This window comes from Providencia sp. PROV156 (assembly GCF_028480905.1).
Classification (GTDB): domain Bacteria; phylum Pseudomonadota; class Gammaproteobacteria; order Enterobacterales; family Enterobacteriaceae; genus Providencia; species Providencia hangzhouensis.
The window spans coordinates 1-18,272 of record NZ_JAMPPE010000003.1; the positions used below are offsets into that span (position 1 = coordinate 1).

General features: G+C 41.1%; 16 protein-coding genes and 1 other annotated feature. Of the genes, 5 read left to right on the forward strand and 11 right to left on the reverse strand.

Going from position 1 to position 18,272, the window contains the following annotated elements; genetic code table 11:
- Positions 1-190: 190 nt before the first annotated feature.
- The 3 genes from clpB to rluD all read right to left on the reverse strand — a co-directional run bounded on the left by clpB (position 191) and on the right by rluD (position 4,599).
- On the reverse strand, positions 191-2,764 hold the full coding sequence (gene clpB, locus PSF31_RS02355; protein ID WP_094962020.1) for an ATP-dependent chaperone ClpB: 2,574 nt from the start codon (positions 2,762-2,764) through the stop codon (positions 191-193).
- Positions 2,765-2,887: 123 nt separating this feature from the next.
- Positions 2,888-3,622 (reverse strand): purine nucleoside phosphorylase YfiH, encoded by a 735-nt coding sequence (yfiH, locus tag PSF31_RS02360; protein WP_004264837.1) that lies wholly within the window; start codon positions 3,620-3,622, stop codon positions 2,888-2,890.
- Positions 3,622-4,599 carry a 23S rRNA pseudouridine(1911/1915/1917) synthase RluD gene (rluD, locus tag PSF31_RS02365; protein ID WP_004264836.1) on the reverse strand — a complete coding sequence of 326 codons (978 nt, stop codon included), beginning with the start codon at positions 4,597-4,599 and terminating at the stop codon, positions 3,622-3,624. Before rluD ends, yfiH begins: the two co-directional genes overlap by 1 nt.
- A 137-nt stretch (positions 4,600-4,736) precedes the next feature.
- Between rluD and bamD the strand changes: the two genes are divergently transcribed.
- From bamD to pheA, 3 genes are all read left to right on the forward strand, one after another.
- Positions 4,737-5,468, forward strand: a complete 732-nt coding sequence (bamD, locus tag PSF31_RS02370; RefSeq protein ID WP_004264835.1) for an outer membrane protein assembly factor BamD — start codon at positions 4,737-4,739, stop codon at positions 5,466-5,468.
- A gap of 315 nt (positions 5,469-5,783) precedes the next feature.
- Positions 5,784-6,116: a ribosome-associated translation inhibitor RaiA gene (gene raiA, locus PSF31_RS02375; protein ID WP_036958924.1), complete on the forward strand. Its 333-nt coding sequence runs from the start codon at positions 5,784-5,786 to the stop codon at positions 6,114-6,116.
- A gap of 140 nt (positions 6,117-6,256) precedes the next feature.
- Positions 6,257-6,374 (forward strand) — a sequence feature (Phe leader region).
- Between the two features lie 26 nt (positions 6,375-6,400).
- A complete protein-coding gene (gene pheA, locus PSF31_RS02380; RefSeq protein ID WP_096864782.1) occupies positions 6,401-7,573 on the forward strand; it encodes a bifunctional chorismate mutase/prephenate dehydratase in 1,173 nt (390 codons plus the stop codon).
- Between the two features lie 50 nt (positions 7,574-7,623).
- Here pheA and PSF31_RS02385 read toward each other — a convergent pair whose 3' ends face one another.
- From PSF31_RS02385 to ffh, 8 genes are all read right to left on the reverse strand, one after another.
- On the reverse strand, positions 7,624-9,192 hold the full coding sequence (locus PSF31_RS02385; protein WP_096864781.1) for a methyl-accepting chemotaxis protein: 1,569 nt from the start codon (positions 9,190-9,192) through the stop codon (positions 7,624-7,626).
- A gap of 314 nt (positions 9,193-9,506) precedes the next feature.
- Entirely contained in the window at positions 9,507-10,628 is a 1,122-nt protein-coding gene (gene tyrA, locus PSF31_RS02390) for a bifunctional chorismate mutase/prephenate dehydrogenase (RefSeq protein ID WP_096864780.1), read from the reverse strand.
- A gap of 13 nt (positions 10,629-10,641) precedes the next feature.
- Positions 10,642-11,736 carry a 3-deoxy-7-phosphoheptulonate synthase gene (locus PSF31_RS02395; RefSeq protein ID WP_004264828.1) on the reverse strand — a complete coding sequence of 365 codons (1,095 nt, stop codon included), beginning with the start codon at positions 11,734-11,736 and terminating at the stop codon, positions 10,642-10,644.
- Between the two features lie 467 nt (positions 11,737-12,203).
- Positions 12,204-12,557, reverse strand: coding sequence for a 50S ribosomal protein L19 (gene rplS / locus PSF31_RS02400; protein WP_096864779.1), 354 nt, complete (start codon positions 12,555-12,557; stop codon positions 12,204-12,206).
- A gap of 41 nt (positions 12,558-12,598) precedes the next feature.
- Complete coding sequence (trmD, locus tag PSF31_RS02405; RefSeq protein ID WP_036958921.1) at positions 12,599-13,363, reverse strand: tRNA (guanosine(37)-N1)-methyltransferase TrmD; 765 nt, start codon at positions 13,361-13,363, stop codon at positions 12,599-12,601.
- 38 nt (positions 13,364-13,401) lie between these two features.
- The gene (rimM, locus tag PSF31_RS02410; protein ID WP_004264824.1) at positions 13,402-13,947 is read right to left on the reverse strand and encodes a ribosome maturation factor RimM; all 546 of its coding nucleotides are present in this window, start codon (positions 13,945-13,947) and stop codon (positions 13,402-13,404) included.
- An 18-nt stretch (positions 13,948-13,965) separates the two neighbouring features.
- The gene (gene rpsP, locus PSF31_RS02415; RefSeq protein ID WP_004264823.1) at positions 13,966-14,214 is read right to left on the reverse strand and encodes a 30S ribosomal protein S16; all 249 of its coding nucleotides are present in this window, start codon (positions 14,212-14,214) and stop codon (positions 13,966-13,968) included.
- A gap of 136 nt (positions 14,215-14,350) precedes the next feature.
- A complete protein-coding gene (ffh, locus tag PSF31_RS02420) occupies positions 14,351-15,712 on the reverse strand; it encodes a signal recognition particle protein (RefSeq protein ID WP_096864778.1) in 1,362 nt (453 codons plus the stop codon).
- A 384-nt stretch (positions 15,713-16,096) separates the two neighbouring features.
- Here ffh and PSF31_RS02425 point away from each other — a divergent pair, with 384 nt between their 5' ends.
- Together PSF31_RS02425 and PSF31_RS02430 are read left to right on the forward strand one after the other, a co-directional pair.
- Positions 16,097-16,888, forward strand: a complete 792-nt coding sequence (locus PSF31_RS02425; RefSeq protein WP_096864777.1) for a cytochrome C assembly family protein — start codon at positions 16,097-16,099, stop codon at positions 16,886-16,888.
- Between the two features lie 42 nt (positions 16,889-16,930).
- Positions 16,931-18,217, forward strand: a complete 1,287-nt coding sequence (locus PSF31_RS02430; protein ID WP_036958918.1) for a CNNM domain-containing protein — start codon at positions 16,931-16,933, stop codon at positions 18,215-18,217.
- Positions 18,218-18,272: the final 55 nt, after the last annotated feature.

Here is an 18,272-nt window from a genome sequence, read left to right on the forward strand (position 1 = left end):
TTTCCGGTCAGTGGTGGCGCATTATAGGGAGTCAGAAAAATCTGGCAAGTGTTTTTTTGAAAAAAAATTTCAAGTGGTGATATTTTATACTTTACGCCCAATTATCAAGCAAAAAAAGTGATTTTATACCTAATTTGATATAAAAAAGGTGGCTAACAATAGCCACCTTTTGATTTTACAATAATATCAATTACTGTTTAGCAACGATTTCGTCATTTTCTACATCTAAAACGACAGGTTTACCTGGTAATAACTTACCTGACAAGATTTCTTGTGCCAGAGGGTTCTCAATTTCCTGCTGAATTGCGCGTTTCAATGGCCTTGCTCCGAAGATTGGGTCAAAACCAGCCTCACCAATTTTCTCCAGTGCAGCAGGTGTCGCACTGACTTCATAACCGTGCTCTTCAAGACGTTTATATAAACGAGCCAATTGAATATTGGCAATATTCGTAATTTGCTCTTTACCTAATGGATGGAATACAACAACTTCATCTATACGGTTAATAAATTCAGGTCTGAAACTATGGGATACCACTTCCATCACCATATCTTTCATTTCTGAGTAACCAATCATGCCAAATCTTTCTTGGATTAGGTCAGAACCCAAGTTAGATGTCATGATAATCACCGTATTACGGAAGTCCACTGTTCTACCTTGTCCATCCGTTAAACGCCCATCATCAAGCACTTGTAATAAAATGTTGAAAACATCAGGGTGTGCTTTCTCAACTTCATCCAATAAAATGACTGAATATGGACGCCGTCTAACCGCTTCAGTTAAATACCCACCTTCTTCGTAACCGACATACCCTGGAGGTGCGCCCACTAAACGTGATACCGCATGTTTTTCCATAAATTCAGACATATCGATACGAACCATTGCATCATCGCTATCAAACATGAAATTTGCTAACGCTTTACACAATTCAGTTTTACCTACCCCTGTTGGCCCTAAGAACATAAACGAGCCAATTGGGCGGTTCGGGTCTGATAACCCTGCACGACTACGACGAATTGCATTCGATACTGCAACTACCGCTTCATCTTGTCCAATAACACGCTGATGGAGTTGCTGTTCCATACGTAACAGCTTTTCTCTTTCACTTTCTAGCATTCGAGATACAGGGATGCCAGTCCAACGAGCTAAGATTTCAGCAATTTCGACATCTGTTACTTTGTTACGTAACAGTTTCATGCTTTTGCCTTCAGCTTTGGTTGCCGCTTCAAGCTGTTTCTCTAATTCTGGAATTTTACCGTATTGCAATTCGGACATTTTTGCCAAATCACCCATACGGCGTGCTTTTTCCATCTCGATACGTGTATTTTCAAGTTCAGCTTTAATATGCTGAGTACCTGTTAATGATGCTTTTTCAGCTTTCCATTCTTCTTCTAACGCAGAGTACTCACGTTCTTTCTCTGCGAGCTCTTCTTCTAACATCTCAAGACGTTTTTTACTTGCGTCATCCGATTCTTTTTTCAGCGCTTGTTGTTCAAGTTTAAGCTGAATAATACGGCGTTCCAGCCTATCTAAGGATTCAGGTTTCGAATCCATTTGCATACGTAAACTTGCACCCGCTTCATCAATTAAATCAATCGCTTTATCGGGTAACATACGGTCAGTAATATAGCGATGCGATAACGTTGCCGCTGCCACAATCGCAGGGTCAGTTATTTGCACGTGGTGATGCAGTTCATAACGTTCTTTTAAACCACGTAAAATAGCAATTGTGTCTTCAACGGATGGCTCAGCCACATACACTTTTTGGAAACGACGCTCTAATGCAGGGTCTTTCTCAATGTATTGGCGATACTCATCCAATGTGGTAGCGCCAACACAGTGTAATTCACCGCGAGCCAACGCAGGTTTTAACATGTTACCCGCATCCATCGCACCATCTGCTTTACCTGCACCAACCATGGTGTGTAATTCATCAATAAACAGAATGACGTTACCTTCCTGTTTGGCAAGATCATTTAGAACAGCTTTCAGACGCTCTTCAAACTCACCACGATATTTCGCACCCGCAATCAGCGCCCCCATATCAAGGGATAATACACGTTTGTTTTTTAACCCTTCTGGAATTTCACCATTAACAATACGTTGTGCTAACCCTTCAACAATTGCTGTTTTACCTACACCTGGTTCACCAATCAGCACAGGGTTATTTTTAGTACGACGTTGCAGTACTTGAATGGTCCGACGTATTTCTTCATCTCGACCAATTACTGGGTCTAATTTGCCTTGCTCTGCACGTTCAGTTAAATCAACCGTATATTTTTTCAAGGCTTGGCGCTGGTCTTCAGCGCTTTGGTCATTCACTTTTTCTCCACCACGCATCTGTTCTATTGCCTTTTTTAAATTATCTTTATTAACACCTGCTGCTTTGAGCATGTCTGCTAATGTCGTATTGGCTTCTAAAGCGGCGACAAGAAATAATTCTGAGGAGATAAATTCATCTCCGTGCTTTTGTGCCAACTGATCACATAAATTCAAATGACGCATTAAGTCACTTGATGGTTGAACATCTCCCGCAACACCTTGCACTTGAGGTAAACGCCCTAATGCATCTTCGACTTTTTGCTGGAATTGTACGGCATTCACGCCTAACGTCGTCAGCAATGGACGAACTGTGCCACCCTCTTGATTAAACAGGGCACTTAATAGATGAATAGGTTCAATAAACTGGTTTTCGCGCCCAAGGGCTAGTGATTGGGCGTCAGCGAGAGCTTGCTGGAATTTATTAGTTAAACGGTCCAGACGCATAACACCTCCAATAAATGAGATTAAATTTGCTACTGGATACTAGATGAGGTCAGTTTTTAAATATTCAAGTTTTGCAAGGAATTATTTTTGATATATCCGTTAATTTAGAACAAAACCCCAACACTAGGTATTTATCCATATCAATGAAGCCATCCTGCCGGTTTTTCCTTCCCTTCGATAGGAAAAAAATCTGTTTTCATCTGTTACTGTACAAAAATCACCACCATAGACCTTCGTTACGCCAGCAGCCCGTAGTTTTTTACGTGCTAATAAATAAATGTCAGCGAGATATTTATCATTATAAGGAACAAAAGCAGAGGCTAAATCAGATGATTGATTAACAAAAGCCTCTTTGACTTCCTTACCGACTTCAAATTTCTCAGCACCAATAGCGGGGCCAAGCCAAGCGATAATTTCATTTGCAGGGCTAATAAATTGATTGATTGTATTTTCAAGAACCCCATGACATAGCCCGCGCCACCCTGCGTGGGCTGCTGCCACTTCCGTTCCTGCTTGATTAGTCAATAACACAGGCAAGCAATCCGCAGTCATAATGGCACAAACTTGGCCAACCTGATTACTGTACACGGCGTCCGCTTGCCTATTATGAATTTTATCACCAACAAGCTGAAGCACATCCGTTCCATGAACTTGCTCAAGCCAAACTGGTTGTTGTGGTAGCTGAGCAAGCGCCTCAAGGCGTTGACGATTTTCACTGACGGCATTGGGTATATCCCCAACATGATCACCTAAATTCAAGCTATCAAAAGGTGGCAGGCTCACACCACCCACTCGAGTTGTACTACAGCTAGCTATGTTTTTAGGTTGCGGCCAATCAGGGAAAATCAATGTATTCATTACCAGTCCATATCGTCTTTATGCAGTTCAGTGTCTGCTTTTAGAGCTTCTATAAGCTTAACCATATCATCAGGTAACGGTGCATGCCACTCCATTTGAATACCTGAGATTGGGTGATATAAGCGTAACATGGTGGCATGCAGTGCTTGCCTATCAAAATTACGCATGACCTCTAAAAATTCTTCGGTCGCCCCTTTTAGTGGGCGCGGGCGGCCACCGTATAAGGGATCACCAATTAATGGATGATTGATATGAGCCATATGAACACGAATTTGGTGAGTTCTGCCCGTCTCCAGACGTAAACGTAAACGAGTATGGGCTCTAAAGTGTTCCATCACACGATAATGCGTTACAGCGGGTTTGCCCATTGGGTGCACAGCCATATGGGTTCGTTTAGTTGGATGACGAGAGATAGGTTCTTCTACCATGCCACCCGCTGTCATACGGCCGACCGCAACCGCTTCATATTCACGCGTAATTTCTCTACGTTGCAATGCTTCGACAAGGTGTGTTTGAGCTGGAACTGTTTTTGCGACAACCATTAAGCCTGTCGTGTCTTTATCTAAACGATGAACAATACCTGCTCTCGGCACATCAGCAATTTCAGGATAACGATATAACAACGCATTAAGAATTGTACCGTCTGGGTTTCCTGCTCCAGGGTGGACAACTAAATCACGCGGTTTATTAATAATTAGGATATCTTCATCTTCATAAATCACATTAAGTGGGATATCTTGTGGTTCCCAGCGATTATCTTCTTCAATGAGGGCATCGATTAAAATTTGTTCGCTGCCAAAAACTTTTTCTTTTGGCTTATTGATAACTTTGCCATTAACCTGCACTCTATCAGCTAAAATCCATTCTTTTATGCGAGAACGTGAATAATCAGGGAACAATTCGGCCAAAGCCTGATCTAAACGTTGACCAAGCTGTGATTCAGCGATAGTTGCACTAAGTTGTACTTGTTGAGCCATAAATTAATCTACTTTTTGGTGTTTGTATTTTGACGGCAGTGCCGTTTCATTTAAAATATATGCTATTGTAACTCGAATTTTGCCGGGAGCCTTATGGATAGACTCCCTCGAAACACTCAGAGGATAACCTACACGTGATGATACGTATGAAAAATCTGGTGGCTGCAGCCACGTTGAGCCTGATTTTAGTCGGCTGTTCCAGCACTCCTGAAGTCAGCCCTGATAGCACCCCTGCTGAAATATATGCAACGGGTCAGCAAAAATTACAGGACGGCAATTTTAAAGCAGCGATTAAACAATTTGAAGCTCTTGATAACCGTTATCCATTTGGTCCATATGCTCAGCAGGTTCAATTAGACCTGATTTATGCATATTATAAATCAGCAGAGCTGCCAATGGCGATAGCCGCAATTGACCGTTTCATGCGTTTGAACCCAACTCATCCAAATATTGATTATGTCCTCTATATGCGAGGCTTAACCGCGATGGCTCTGGATGATAGCTTATTGCAAGGCCTCTTTGGTATTGACCGCTCAGACAGAGACCCACAGCATGCACGAGTTGCATTCAAAGATTTCAGTCAGTTAGTTCGCTACTATCCTAACAGCTTATACTCCAATGATGCGAGTAAGCGATTAGTCTTCTTAAAAGATCGCTTAGCGAAATTCGACCTTTCTGTTGTCGAATACTACAACAAACGCGGTGCTTATGTCGCGGTTGTTAATCGTGTTCAACAAATGCTAAAAGACTACCCAGACACAGAAGCAACACGTAATGCCTTAGCATACATGGAAATTGCTTATAATGAGATGGGGCTAAACCAAGAAGCGAATAAAGTTGCGAGTATTATTGCTGCAAACCCACAATAATATCATCGTGCGATCTAAAACAGCAGCCATGGCTGCTGTTTTTCTTTGCTAGCGGCGATTTAGTTGCTTGCTCATTTAGGGTACTAATTTTAACCCAAAAAAAGTTCCGGCTATTTACCGTTCCCCTAGCCAACTCAATCAGTGTCCCTTAATCCATTCATTTTGGCAATGCTTTTTCGCCCCTTTTTTATGTGAAATCACACTTCAGATAGCTGTTACTCTTCCCCTGAATGAGATGTGATCTACATCAATTTTTTCTTAGCAAGAACGGGTATTCTGAAATCAACAAAGACGGAAACAATGAGAGGTAACTATATGATAGTGAACATTACTAGCAAACAAATGGATATTACCCCAGCGATTCGTGAGCACATTGAGAGCCGTCTAACAAAACTCGATAAGTGGCAAGTATCTCTAATAAATACGCATGTCGTATTATCAAAAGAGCCACAAGGTTTTATGGTTGATGCCAACATAAAAACAGCGACAGGAAAATTGGTCGCAAGTGCCAAGCATGAAGATATGTACGTTGCAATTAATGAACTAATTAACAAACTCGAAAGACAACTTAATAAAGTGCAACATAAAGGAGAATCAAGAAGAGCATATAATAGTGTAAAAGAAGCGAATAATACTGTTACGTTATAATTTTATATTATCTATCAACTAATCTTGAACCTTATAAACGCGCTCACCATGGGCGCGTTTTTTTATGTTTATGATCCTTACCTATTGACTTCTTAGTGAGTATCGGGTTTATTTAAATTGAATCGGACTAAAGGTGTTCATATGAATCTTAATTTTGTTTTCTTTTTCTTCTTTAGCAACTCCTAATTGGGGGCTTTTGTCGTTCGAGAAAGAAAAGAAGACAAAATTAGAAAGCCCCCTCTAGGGGGCTTTTTTTATATCATGATATTAACAGGGTGGGCAGCATGGAAAACAGCACTAATTTATTAAAAGTAAGAGAGAAAATAAGTCAACTGGATAGTGAATTACTAAATCTTTTAGCAAAGCGCCGTGGTTATGCTGTTGAAGTCGCTGAAACAAAAATTGATGATAGCCGCCCTATTCGTGATAAAGACCGTGAGCGTCAGCTTCTTGATGTTTTAATCAACAAAGGCAAACCGCTAGGGCTTGATGGCTTTTATATCACTCGCCTATTCCAGATGATTATTGAGGACTCTGTTCTTACGCAACAGGCTATTTTACAAAAGCATTTAAATTTAACCCCTAGTGATACCGCGCGTTTCGCATTTTTAGGGCCGAAAGGTTCTTATTCACACATTGCGGCACGCCAGTACTCAGCCCGTCATTTTGACCAACTAGTTGAATGCAGTTGCCATAAATTCCAAGATATTTTTTCATTAGTTGAAAATGGGCAAGCGGAATATGGCATTTTACCAATAGAAAACACCAGTTCGGGCGCAATTAACGATGTTTACGATTTACTGCAAAATACATCATTATCAATCGTCGGAGAGATTCGGCTCCCAATTAACCATTGCCTCTTAACAACAGGAAATACCGATCTCAGCCAGATCAAAACCGTGTATAGCCACCCTCAGCCTTTCCAACAATGCAGCCAATACTTAGCGCAATTCCCACACTGGGAAATAAAATATTGTGATAGCACATCAACTGCAATGCAAATGGTCGCAGACCAAAACTCACCGAGTGTCGCGGCACTTGGAAGTGAAGCCGGTGGCGCCTTATACGATTTAAGCGTAATAGAGCATAATCTCGCTAATCAGCAAATTAACATGACACGCTTTATTGTTGTTGCACCACAACCAATTGAAGTCACTGAACAAGTACCGGCTAAAACAACACTGCTTCTGACCACTGGCCAACAAGCTGGTGCCTTAGTTGATGCATTAGTTATTTTGAAAAATAATAAGATAATCATGAGCAAGTTAGAATCACGCCCAATAAATGGAAAACCATGGGAAGAGATGTTTTATGTTGATGTGCATGCCAATTTACGTTCAGATAATATGCAACAAGCTTTAAGAGAGCTTTCAACAATTACTAGGTCAATTAAAATATTAGGCTGCTACCCATCCGAAAATGTGGTTCCTATTGAACCTGAAAAAATTACGCCTTAATTAAAATATAATTAGGCTGCATTTTTTCAGTGCAGCCTACTAAACTGAAACTATGCTCTCACTTCAGGTTGATAATTCGAAGATTTGACTCTGAAATAATTGACTAGTTCCTTCAAATGGTACGCCTGTTCATTCAATGAGTCCGCTGCGACAACAGATTCCTCAACTAAACTCGCATTTTGTTGTGTGGTTAAATCAAGTTGCCCTACTGCACTATTGATTTGAGAAATTCCATCGCTTTGCTCACGACTAGCCTGCCCAATTTCACGTAGTAACGCATTCATCTCTTTTACACTATCAACCATGCCATGTATTTGCTGAGTCGCTTTTTCAACAAGTTCCATACCCTCTTGCGTTTGTGACGATGAGTTTTCAATCAACCCACGAATATCACTCGCTGAAGCCGCACTTTTTTGTGCTAATAATCTCACTTCTCCGGCAACAACGGCAAAGCCTCGCCCATGTTCACCGGCTCTTGCCGCTTCAACGGATGCATTCAATGCTAAGATATTGGTTTGAAATGCAATTGAGTCTATTAGATTAATAATTTCTGTCATCTGTGATGATGATCCATTGATTGCACGCATTTTATTCGTTACTTGACTCATCATGTCGCCATTGTTTTGTACAATAATTGCCGCTTGGTCTGCAAGCATGCTAGCTTCATGAGTGTGCTCAGTCGTGTTTTGAACGGTTGAAGTTATTTGTTCCATTGAACTGGCCGTTTCTTCAACTGATGCAGCCTGTTCTTCGGTACGCGCCGCCAGGTTTTGGTTCCCCGCGACAATTTGCCCTGCTGCTGCCGAAATACTTTCAGAACCTTGTTGAACCTCTTGAACGATTTCCAGCAAGTGCTCTTTCATATCATTAAGTGCATTTAACAATACACCCGTTTCATCTTTTGAGGTGACCTGAATATCTTTAGTCAGATCCCCATTTGCAATTGACTGCGCGAAATTAACCGCATTTTCCAATGGCCTTGTGATAATGTTCGTAATATACCAGCCCATTACGCAGCCCGCGCCAATACTCAAGATTGATAACACCGCTAGTAATAGTTTATTGTTTTCATAATCCGCATTCACTTTACGGCCAACCTCTTGCATTTCCAAATCTTGGATAGCCATTAAAGTTTGAATTTGATCACGATAATCACGTTGAATACTAGACGTTTTAGTCATCATTTCGTCAATAGCAGCTTGGCGATTATTCTCTGATAAAAAGGTATTGATGCGAGTAATTGATGAATGAAACTGTTGGCGAATAACACGCAAATCAGCCAAGACTTCTTTAGAGCGATCATCTGTAACGTTATTTTCTAAGCTTTCCATCAATCCATTAATTTTTAATGTAATTTTAGCCAACTCTTCTCTGCGTCTATCACTACCACGATCATCAAGTAAAATTAGCTCTTGGATCCCTATAAAAGAATAAAAGTTATCCATCATTTGCCCTGCGGTAGAGGCAATAGGATAACTTTCATACAGGACTTGTTTCATGCCATCATTAGCTCGGTTCATATTGGCTAAAGAAAAAAGTGAACTTAGGATAATAAGCGCAACAAAACCACCAAATGCTACCGTTAACTTCATACTAATTTTGAGATTTTTAAAAGACATATATTTACCACGCTAACCATCATTTAATGAGTAGTGTTATCGGTAAAACAGGTGAAATCTTTATCATATAAATCGATCGATTTATAAATATTAATTTTAAAAATTGATTAATTTGAAATTAGATAGTGAATAAATTCAGTTTTTATCTGATTAGCAGATTATTCGATAGAAATTATACAGATAAGTACAATTACCTATTTTAAATAAACATTCTTGGTGAGATTAACTGAAATAGAAGAATATAGAAGATAACAAAAAATTAACAAGAAAATAAAGCCCTCTACCGCTATAAAACACGATAGAAGGCGGGATGATTATTTTCGATTATCGTTTGCTCGTTGCAGTAATGATTGGCTTTCCTTCATAAAATGATGGGCATCTTCACCGAACCACTGGCTAATTTGATTAAATTGGCGAATAAATTCCGCTTTATCTTTTTTCTCCAGTAGCGCTATTGAATCACCTAACAATTGATGATATCTGCGTATCAATTCAACATTTTCATTTGAAGACATAATAATGTCTGCATAGAGTTGAGGGTCTTGAGCAAATAGCCGCCCAACCATCGCGAGCTCTAAACGATAAATAGGCGATGACAAATCAAGTAATTGCTGTAAATCGATATTTTCCTCAGCAAGATTTCGCCCGTAAGTAAATGTTGTAAAGTGGCGTAATGCCTGAATAAAGCTCATGTTTTTATCATGCTCTTCGGCTGAGATTTCTTTCAAACGTGCCCCCCAAACTAATAACTGTTCAAGAAACCACTGATAAGACTCCGAGCCACGGCCATTACAGTAAGCAAATACTTGCTTTGCAACACTACCAATATCAGGACCAAACATCGGGTGAAGCCCAAGTACTGGCCCATCATGGGCCGCTAACATCGCTTCTAATGGCTGTTGCTTAATCGATGCGATATCCATCAAGACCGTGCTTTTATCCAGTTTAGGCAGCTGGTTGATGACTTGTACTGTCAAATGTATTGGTACACTAACCATCACGACGCTCGCACCAGCAACTATAGATTCTGCTTGTGCCCAGTCATCTTCGTTTAATGTCTTAACCTGATAGCCTGATAAATTAAGGAGACGGTGAAATAACCGCCCCATTTTCCCATCACCACCTACAATCACAATTGGGCCAGCTGATGGGTTCAGTGTTTTAAACCCTTTATCATTTTCACGTGCGTAAGATTCGCGCATGATCCGCCTTAGAATATCCTCTATCAGATCAGGTGGGATCCCCATACGCTCAGCTTCGGCGCGACGTGCTGTCAGCATGCTTGTTTCTCGTTCAGGCACATAAATCGGTAAACCATGTAAGCTTTTCACTTCACCGACTTCAGCAACCAGTTGCAGCCTTTTTGCTAATAAATCTAGTAACGATTTATCAACTTCATCAATTTGTTCCCGTAAATGGGATAACTCAACAGACATACCAATACCTTGATCAGCTCACTTTACTCAATTTTTGCGCACGTTGTTCAAGCACAGGCAACAATGCTTGATGTAATTTACGCAATACCGTTTCCGTCGTTTGCCAGTTAATGCAGGCATCTGTCACTGACACACCGTATTTCATTGTGTCACGGGCTTGTTCAGATGTTTGATTCCCTTCATTAATATGACTTTCTAGCATAATACCTGTAATTGATTCATTACCATTAATAATTTGTTCAATAATAGAATCAACAACTAATGGTTGACGGCGGTAATCTTTATTCGAGTTTCCATGGCTACAATCCACCATAAGGGACGGCTCTAAACCTGCTTTTTTCATTTCCGCTTCACAAGCCGCAATGTCTTCAGCATTGTAGTTAGGCGTTTTCCCACCACGTAAAATGACATGTCCGTTACTATTACCTTTGGTATGTAATAAACAAACTTGGCCAGATTGGTTAATTCCCATAAAACGGTGTGGCATCGCTGCTGCTTTTAACGCATTAATCGCTGTAGATAAACTCCCATCGGTTCCATTTTTGAAACCAACAGGCATAGATAAACCAGATGCCATTTCACGGTGGGTCTGTGACTCAGTCGTTCTTGCACCAATGGCTGACCAACTGAATAAATCCCCTAAGTATTGAGGATTGTTAGGATCCAATGCTTCTGTCGCTAATGGCAGCCCCATATTCACTAAATTGGTCAACAAATCACGAGCAATATGTAGGCCTTTTTCCATTTCAAAAGAACCATCCATAAATGGATCACTAATCAAACCTTTCCAACCTACGGTTGTACGAGGTTTTTCAAAATACACACGCATCACAATATATAAGCTATCACTTAATTCTTCGGCTAATACTTTCAGGCGCTCACCATATTCAATAGCGGCATCCACATCATGGATTGAGCAAGGACCACATACCACGAGTAAGCGAGGGTCGCGTTGATGAATAATGTCAGCAATCACTTGGCGCGATGTCGCAATGGCATGCAGGTTGCTGCGACTCAGCGGATATTTCTCTTTCAGACTCTCAGGAGTGATTAATACCTGCTCGTCTTGAATATTCACGTTGTTGAGTACATCTTTTTGCATGATCATTTTTTTACCTACTTATTAGCTTATATTTGCTTAGTTTATTATTTACGTATTGTGTTTGGGTGTATGAGTAATAACATACCATGCATCGTAAACAATTCAATCCATTTATGTAAAATATTTCCACTTCCGTATTGAATTGTTTACATCACTATAATAAATTGAATAAACTACAATTTTACATTAATTTAACATTAAATTATTTTAATAGACCAAAGAAAAACAAGCAATCTGTAAGTATTTATTTACAGATAAGCATAAGTTATCAGCTATATTCTAAATAGTTCGAGTTATAGCAAGGCGGCAAAGTGAGGACATCGCAGGGAGCATACACAAGTATGTGACCTGTGTGGCTGAACGCAGCCAACACGGCTACAACTTGAAATATGAAGAAGATAGTGACGAATATAAAAAGGCCCGCAAATGCGGGCCTCTCTCATGACATAACTTTCGGATGTAGCGAAAGCGTATTACTTGGCGTTCAGACGCTCTTTAATACGAGCTGCCTTACCAGAACGCTCACGCAGGTAGTACAGTTTAGATCTGCGAACAGCACCACGACGTTTAACAGCAATGCTATCTACGACTGGAGAGTGAGTTTGGAATACACGCTCAACACCTTCGCCGTTAGAAATTTTACGAACAGTGAATGCAGAGTGCAGACCGCGGTTACGAATAGCGATAACCACGCCCTCGAATGCCTGCAGACGTTTTTTAGAGCCTTCTACGACCCATACCTTAACTTCCACGGTGTCACCCTGACGGAATGAAGGTACGTCCTGCTTCATCTGCTCTTCTTCGATTTGTTTAATAATGTTGCTCATAATAACTCTCTTACCCTAGGTAAACTGATATGTTTAGACAATTAATTGTCTGGATTCATTTGTTGCTCAGACTGATATTCCCTTTGGAATTCAGCCAGCAACATCCTCTGCTCGTCAGTCAGAGCTAGGCTTTCCAGAAGCTCAGGTCTTCTAAGCCAGGTACGGCCGAGTGATTGTTTCATACGCCAGCTATCTATTTTAGCGTGGTTTCCTGAAAGTAAAACATCAGGAACTTGCATGCCATCTAACACTTCAGGGCGGGTATAGTGCGGACAATCTAACAAACCATCTGCAAAAGAGTCTTCTTGAGCAGAGGCTTGATGACCAAGTACTCCCGGTATAAACCGTGAAACTGAGTCAATCAACACCATCGCGGGAAGTTCCCCGCCACTGAGAACGTAATCACCGATTGACCATTCTTCGTCAACTTCGGTTTGAATGATACGCTCATCAATGCCTTCATAGCGGCCACAAACAAGAATCAATTTCTCATTGGTTGCCAGCTCGCAAACACCGTCTTGACTAAGTTTGCGCCCTTGCGGTGAAAGATAAATAACCTTTGCACCCTCACCAGCCTCAGTTCTTGCTGCGTTGATTGCATCCTTAAGCGGTTGCACCATCATCAGCATGCCTGGACCACCACCATAGGGGCGATCATCAACAGTTTTGTGCTTATCGTGAGTAAAATCTCGCGGATTCCAGCACTCAAATGTTAGCAGGCCATTTTTCACTGCCCGACCAGTTACCCCGTACTCGGTTATTGCGCGGAACATTTCGGGAAACAGGCTAATTACACCAATCCACATAATTTCGTCCCACTTATCAAAACCGTTCAACCGGAGATTTAAAAACCAGGATCCCAATCCACTTCAATAAGTTTGGCATCGAGATCGACTTTCTTGATAACCTGCCCATCAAGAAACGGAACCAACCGCTCCTTGATGCCAAATGCATCTTTTAAATTCGCCTTAATGACCAGCACATCATTTGAACCGGTCTCCATCATGTCAGTGATGGTACCAAGGTCATAGCCTTGTAACGTCACTACTTGGCAGCCCATCAGGTCTTTCCAGTAGTATTCGTTTTCTAACTCAGGAAGTTGGGTTGAATCAACCGCAATTTCAAAGTTAGTCAAAAGCGCGGCTGCATCGCGGTCATCGACCCCGTTCAGCTTGACAATGATATCCTTGTTATGATGTTTCCAATCTTCAATTTCAATGTGTTGCCATTGACCTGAACGTTGGATAAACCAAGGCTGATACTCAAAAATACTTTCAGCATGTTCGGTGGACGAAAAAACTTTGAGCCAACCACGAATACCGTATGCCGCACCTAATTTCCCCAATACAATTGGGTTTTCAGGTGGCTGTAGTTTAGTTTGCTTGCTCATTGTTACCACCGCGACAGATTAAGCTGCTTTCTTAGCTTGTTTGACCAGTTGTGCAACACGGTCAGAAATAGTTGCGCCTAAGCCAACCCAGTGCTCAACACGGTCCAGGTCTAAACGCAGTTCTTCTGCTTGACCTGCAGCGATCGGGTTGAAGAAACCGATACGCTCAATGAAACGACCGTCACGCGCATTGCGGCTATCAGTCACAACGATTTGGTAGAACGGACGTTTTTTAGCGCCGCCACGAGATAAACGAATTGTTACCATAACATCCTCATTAGTTAACAAAACAACCAGACTCCATCGAGGGATAGAGTCCGGCTGTCATATAAAAAGCCCGAAAAGTTTACTCACTTTGACGCAAAAATCAATCAAAAGTGCGTTTTGTTTGAGGCTTTATTGCTTAACGCCCCGGAAAACCCGGTGGCATCATACCCTTCATGCCGCGCATCATCTTGGCTAGACCGCCTTTTTTCATTTTCTTCATCATGCGTTGCATGTCATCAAATTGTTTTAAGAGGCGATTAACTTCTTGCACGGTAGTTCCCGAACCTGCCGCAATACGACGTTTTCGTGAACCTTTAATAATTTCCGGTTTTTCACGTTCTTTACGTGTCATGGAATTAATCATCGCTTCCATACGAACGGTGATTTTATCATCCATTTGGGACTTAACGGCATCGGGTAACTGAGACATTCCTGGCATTTTGCTCATCATGCTCGCCATGCCGCCCATATTACGCATTTGCTTCAATTGACTTAAAAAGTCATTTAAATCAAAGCTATCTCCCGTTTTAAGTTTTTTAGCAAGCTTTTCAGCTTCATCACGGTCAACTTTATGCTCAATCTCTTCAATCAGAGAAATCACATCACCCATACCAAGGATACGAGACGCGACGCGCTCTGGGTGGAATGGTTCTAAGGCATCAGTTTTTTCACCAACACCTAAGAACTTAATAGGTTTCCCCGTGATCGCACGAATTGAAAGTGCCGCACCGCCTCGTGCATCACCATCGACCTTGGTCAACACAACCCCTGTCAGTGGTAAGGCTTCATTAAATGCTTTCGCTGTATTTGCCGCATCTTGCCCTGTCATCGCATCGACGACGAATAAGGTCTCAACTGGCTTAATAATACGGTGAACTTCTTGGATTTCTTCCATCATCGCTTCATCAACATGCAAGCGACCTGCGGTATCCACCAACAGCACATCGTAGAATTGTAATTGTGCGTGTTTTAATGCTTTTTGAACAATTGCAGCGGGTTTTTCTTGTACTTCTGAAGGGAAAAAGTCAATTCCAACACTTTCAGCTAATGTCTCTAATTGTTTAATCGCTGCAGGGCGATAAACGTCAGCAGAGACAACTAATACTTTTTTCTTTTGCTTTTCTTTTAAGAGCTTACCTAATTTTGCAACGCTGGTCGTTTTACCGGCACCTTGCAAACCTGCCATTAAAACGACAGCAGGAGGTTGTGCGGATAAATTAAGTTGGTGGTTTTCGTCCCCCATCGCCCTAGTCAGTTCATTTTGAACTATTTTAATGAACTCTTGGCCAGGTGTTAGACTTTTATTGACATCTTGCCCAACGGCATTTTCTTTAACTTTTTGAATGAATTCACGGACAACTGGCAAAGCAACGTCAGCTTCCAGCAAAGCCATGCGAACTTCGCGTAGTGTTTCTTTAATATTTTCATCAGTTAGACGCCCACGCCCACTGATATTGCGCAACGTGCGCGATAGTCTGTCAGTTAAATTATCAAACATATGTCTTAGCTCAATTCTGTTGATGGGCCGATGTCAGCCTGATCTGGTTGCTAATACAGATAATTTCAAGTGCGTGTTACCTAACAACTTGAATTATAAGCATCAATACCTTCACAATGATGAAGGGAAACCAACACTAAAAATAATCGCGGCAAAATAATGCCCCATTGTAACATGCCCGCAGTTTTTTCGCTGCCCCCTGTTTGAAACAGATGATACAGGTTATTATGGCATGAATTTAATAATACAAACCAAGCAGTAGGCGCATGAAGTGCTATCAGCAATGAATATATTGTGATTGGCCTGTCCAATAGTTGGAGCCTACACTCGTACAAGTTATACTATGAATAACTTTCCACTAAAAATGATTAACGACACTATACTATGCCCGTATTTGCAGTCATAGCAGTTTGTACATACATGGTCAGTCTGTTACTGATCATCCCTGGCCAAGTGCGTAAACAGCCGTTCTACCGCCACCTCGCGCTTTTTCTTGCCGTTGTTGCGTTAGTAACTCACGCTATTACATTGAAATTTTTGATTTTCAGTGAAGCCGAGGGACAAAACCTCACTCTGTTGAATTTAGGCTCAACAGTGAGCTTACTCATGTGTGTGATTATGACTGTTGTCGCTTACTGGGGAAAAGCTTGGTACTTAACGCCTATAGTCTATAGTTTTGCCATTATTAACTTGATGCTGTCAACGCTAATGCCTGGTGAGTTTATTACGCATCTTGAAGCTCGAGTACCACTTTTTGTTCATATTGGTCTAGCGTTGTTGAGCTATGCGACACTCCTTATTGCGGCTTTATATGCATTACAAGTGGCTTTAATTGACCATCAGCTAAAGAACAAAACCTTAAAATTTAGTCCAGATATGCCACCCATGATGGTAATTGAACGTAAAATGTTCCACATCACTCAAGTTGGGGTCATTTTGCTGACTCTGACCTTGTGTACTGGCTTTATTTATATGGATAATATTTTTGATAAAGAAAATATCCATAAATCGGTATTATCCGTCATTGCATGGTTTGTTTATATCACTCTACTTTGGGGACATTTCCATGGAGGATGGCGAGGTAAGCGCGTCCTATTTTTCCATGTTGGTGGCTCAATCATCTTAACAATGGCTTTTTTTGGTAACCGTTTAATACAGGAGTTTATGGTATTTTGACGCAAATAAAGCCACGACTTTCACAATATAAGGAAACTTGTTTTGGATGATGTGTCCACGAGTACGCTAATCATCATATTGATTGTTTTAATTTTTATGTCAGCCTATTTCTCTGCATCAGAAACAGGGATGATGACGCTAAACCGTTATCGGTTAAAACATTTAGCAAAACAAGGTAATCGCTCAGCGATCCGCGTTGAAAAACTTCTTAAACACCCTGACAAGCTGTTAAGTCTAGTCCTTATTGGTAATAACTTAATCAACATAGTCGCTTCCGCATTAGCGACTATTATCGGTATGCGGCTATATGGTAACGCGGGTGTAGCTATGGCTACAGGGATCCTGACTTTTGTGATCCTCATTTTTGCCGAAGTCATGCCAAAAACACTGGCAGCGCTGTACCCTGAAAAAATCGCATTTCCAAGTAGTTACCTCTTAAAACCATTACAAGTAGTCATGATGCCTATTGTTTGGGCATTTAATACTATTTCAGCGCTACTGTTACGCTGCATTGGGGTGAAGTCACTAACCGCACGAACTGATGCGGTTAATAAGGAAGAGCTACGCACCATTGTTAACGAATCAAAGCATAAAATTAGCCGCCGAAATCAAGACATGTTGATTTCAATTTTAGACTTAGACAAAGTCACTGTTGGCGATATTATGCTGCCAAGGAATGAGATTGTTGGTATTGATGTCAATGATGACTGGAAATCAATCATTCGGCAGCTCACGCACTCCCCTCATGGCCGTATTGTGCTTTATCGCGACTCACTTGATGACTCTATTGGCATTTTACGCGTCCGCGAAGCATACCGTCTTATGATGGAAAAACGTGAGTTTAATAAGCAAAACCTAATTAAAGCTGCAGATAACATTTATTTTATTCCTAACAGTACACCATTAAATGTTCAGTTAGTTAACTTCCAGCACAATAAAGAAAAACTTGGGATCATTGTTGATGAATACGGTGAAATTCAAGGCCTTATCACTGTCGAAGATATATTAGAAGAGATAGTGGGTGACTTCACAACCTCGATGTCACCATCTTTAGCCGAAGAAGTCTTGCCACAAAGTGATGGAAGCGTTCTTGTAGACGGTTCTGCTAATATTCGTGAGCTGAATAAGGCTTTTGATTGGAATCTCCCCATAGATGGCCCTAGGACGGTTAATGGCATGGTTTTAGAGGTCATTGGTGATATTCCACAGCTTGAAGAGCAAATCGTGGTGGGGCATTACCTTATCGAGGTATTAGCGATGAGTGAAAATATCGTTAAACAGGTTAGGATCACACCTCTTACATTTAGTTCTCAAGTCCCTGATCTTTAATTTGGCCATAAACTTGCAATTTAATTCTCATATAAAATAAAAAGAGCCTTAATTG